Annotated in this window: 2 protein-coding genes and 2 pseudogenes; 2 read left to right on the top strand and 2 right to left on the bottom strand. The window is 57.5% G+C overall.

Annotated elements, in window-relative coordinates:
* Window positions 1–276 (top strand): annotated as a pseudogene (locus DJ69_RS08425) (HpcH/HpaI aldolase/citrate lyase family protein); the annotation flags it as partial.
* 141 nt (window positions 277–417) lie between these two features.
* On the opposite strand, the gene DJ69_RS08420 reads toward DJ69_RS08425, so the two are convergent.
* The gene (locus DJ69_RS08420; protein WP_099255212.1) at window positions 418–786 is read right to left on the bottom strand and encodes a VOC family protein; all 369 of its coding nucleotides are present in this window, start codon (window positions 784–786) and stop codon (window positions 418–420) included.
* Between the two features lie 93 nt (window positions 787–879).
* Between DJ69_RS08420 and DJ69_RS08415 the strand changes: the two are divergent.
* Window positions 880–1,515: pseudogene (locus tag DJ69_RS08415) on the top strand (IS6 family transposase).
* Here DJ69_RS08415 and DJ69_RS08410 read toward each other — a convergent pair.
* Window positions 1,503–1,941 (bottom strand): DDE-type integrase/transposase/recombinase (locus DJ69_RS08410; protein ID WP_099255211.1); only part of this gene is annotated, 439 nt, incomplete at its 5' end. The pseudogene DJ69_RS08415 and the gene DJ69_RS08410 overlap by 13 nt on opposite strands.

The raw sequence follows: 1,941 nt of genomic DNA, 5'->3' as shown, positions 1-1,941 counted from the left end.
GACGCCGACGGGTTCCGCGAATCCGCCGAGAACGCCAACATGATCGGCTGCGACGGGAAGTGGGCGATCCACCCCTCGCAGATCGGGATCGGTAACGAAGTGTTCGCGCCCGACCCGGAAACGGCCGAGCGCGCCAAGCGCATCGTCGACGCCTACGCCGAGGCGATGGAGAAAGGCCAAGGCGCCGTGAGCGTCGACGGTCAGATGGTCGACGAGGCCACCAACAAGATGGCCCAAGACATCGTCGAGACCGCCGAAGCCGCCGGCATTCTGTAAGTTGCCAGCATCCCAATCTCGCTCGTTCGCTCGTTTTTTAGGCACTCGGGGAGGAGCCGCCGGTATTGACATCGTCGACCTTGACGTTATCTCGGAGCTATCGGCGTCGAAAAAGCGACTGCGACCGCGGTTTGTCGCCGATCAGAGCGATTCGATGAGTTCGACGGCGTGCCCGTCTGGGTCTTTCACGAACGCGGTGCGCGCGCCGGCCTCCGGCTGGTCGCCCGGTTCTTTCACGACGCCGTGGTGGTCGATCTCATCGAACGTCGCGTCAACATCGTCGACGCCGACGGCGACGTGGTCGTAGCGGTCGCCGTCGGCGCTCGGCTCCTCGCCGTCAGTGTCTGACAGCTGGAACTCGACGCCGGCGTCGTCGGCGACGTACACGTTGCGCGTGTCGCCGTCTGCGGTCGTGAACTCCCACGAGCGCTCGAACCCGAGCTGCTCGACGTACCAGTCTGCGGTGCGATCCGCGTCCGCCACGTTCAGACACGTGTGGAGTATCTCCATATCACGCCTTGTCCCAGCACCCTAATAAATCCCGACAGAACCGGGCTCGCGGTGTTAAGTTAAGCAAGAGGCGGGACGAGGATTCAGTGCTCTATGCCGAAAAACGCCCTCCTCAGCGAGGTACCGAGTGGATCGACTTGGGTTTGTGGAGCGAGAGCGGACACCCCGCGAGATCATTGAAAAGGGTATTCGGAACCACTTGCGGAATTATCGCTCTCGAATACAGTTACTTTTCTTGAGGATTTGGGTATCGATCGAAGTCGCGTTGCTGTTCACAGCTGGGTACAAAAAGCTGACCTACAGCCAGCTGGCGGTGAGAGCCCGGATCGCGTTGCGATCGGTCAGAAGGCGATTCAAGTCAACGATGAGCGGTACTGACTGTACGCTGCCGTCGATCCAGAAACGAACAGAATCCTTCATTTACGGCTGTTTCCGACGTACACGATTCCGATCGCACGAGAGTTTCTCAGTGAATTAGCCGAGAAACACGACGTTGAAGACGCGCTGTTTCTCGTCGATGACGCCGACGATCTGATCGGTGGACTCCGCCGCAAAAACTACAGTCACCGCGTCGAACAACACGGCTTCAGAGAGTCCGTCGAACGTGTCATTAGAGAAGTAGGCCGACGAACTGCTTCGTTTTCAAACTGTTTCAGCCACGTCGATCCACCGACCGCGGAAACGCGGTTACAAGCCCACGCCGTCTGGGGTAGTGTTCAGATAAGCTGATTCCATGCGAAAGCGAACGATCTCAGCCACTCATGAGCAGTTTCTGCGTTCGCGTTGCTGAGACAGTTCGAAAAATAGATAGTTCTGCGTTTTATCTCACAAAATACACGTTCGGCGCGGTTCCGATTTCCATGTCGTTCGTATCTGAAATCGAGGCCATGCTTTTCACAGGCTCGGTGAAGTGGAACCGCGCCATCAACGAGAACGGTCGCGTCATCTACGTCGTGTTTTTCGCGGAGTTCCGCGAAAACCTGATCTGCGATCACGTTTGTCCTTGTTGCTTCAAGCGTTGTATGTAGCAGATCGTTTGAGTCGGGATCGACGGCGGCGTACAGCGAATATTGTTCATCCTCGAGCTGAATCACCGTTTTATCGATCGCAACGTGATTCGGGCTCCGACCAGACTCTGGCTGTAGATCGGCCTCA

Source organism: Halorubrum persicum (assembly GCF_002727125.1).
GTDB classification, from domain to species: Archaea; Halobacteriota; Halobacteria; order Halobacteriales; family Haloferacaceae; genus Halorubrum; species Halorubrum persicum.
This window is presented reverse-complemented; position numbering and strand designations above follow the sequence as displayed.